The 965-nt window shown below is 69.1% G+C and carries 1 protein-coding gene; it reads left to right on the forward strand.

Annotated features, from left to right (window positions below; translation table 11 throughout):
- Window positions 1–108 precede the first annotated feature (108 nt).
- Window positions 109–965: IS481 family transposase (locus tag AC1DP0_RS22245; RefSeq protein WP_478088812.1), on the forward strand; the 857-nt coding region annotated here is incomplete at its 3' end.

Raw genomic sequence — 965 nt, forward strand, 5'->3', positions numbered from 1 at the left:
TGTACTCTGTACTCGGCCTGGACGTTGGTGACAGGTAGGCGTTGACGATGAGGAGAACCTCCGGGTGAGGTGAGGAGTGTCTACGTCCCGCACCGCCCGGAGGTTCTCGTGTCCCACGCTAACGCCCGTCTCAACGTCCATGGCCGTCGTCTGCTGGTGGATCGGGTCCGCCGCCAGGGCTGGGCGGTGGCTCATGCCGCGAAGGCCATGGGCATCTCGCGGCAGTGCGCGCACCGCTGGGTCGCACGCTACGACGCCGAGGGCGAGGCCGGGCTGGCCGACCGGTCCTCGCGACCCCACTCGAGCCCCCACCGCACGCCCGCAGCGGTGGAGGCCCAGGTCATCGCGGCCCGGGACACGCACCGGCGCGGGCAGGACTGGCTCGGACCCGAGCTGGGCCTGCCAGCACGCACCGTCAGCCGGGTCCTCCGCCGCCACCACGCGCCGTACCTGCGGAACCTGGRCCCACTGACCGGCGAGGTGATCCGCTCCAGCAAGACCACCGCCGTCCGCTACGAACGCGATCGCCCCGGCGAACTGGTCCACGTCGACGTCAAGAAGATCGGACGCATCCCCGACGGCGGSGGGTGGCGTGCCCACGGCCGCAGCGAAGAGGTCCGGGGACGCGGGATCGGCTACGACTACGTGCACTCGATGGTCGATGACCACTCCCGCCTGGCCTACAGCGAGATCCTGCCCGATGAGAAGGGCGCCACCTGCGCCGCGTTCATCCTGCGCGCCGCGGAACACTTCGCCGGCCACGGCATCACCCAGATCGAACGAGTCATCACCGACAACCACTTCAGCTACCGCCGCAGCACCGACGTCAAGAACGCGATGACCGTGCTCGGGGCCACGCACAAGTTCATCAAGCCGCACTGCCCGTGGCAGAACGGCAAGGTGGAACGGTTCAACCGAACCCTGGCCACCGAGTGGGCCTACCGGCAAGTCTTCACCAGCAACGC

Source organism: Terrabacter sp. P5_B1, from assembly GCF_056400505.1.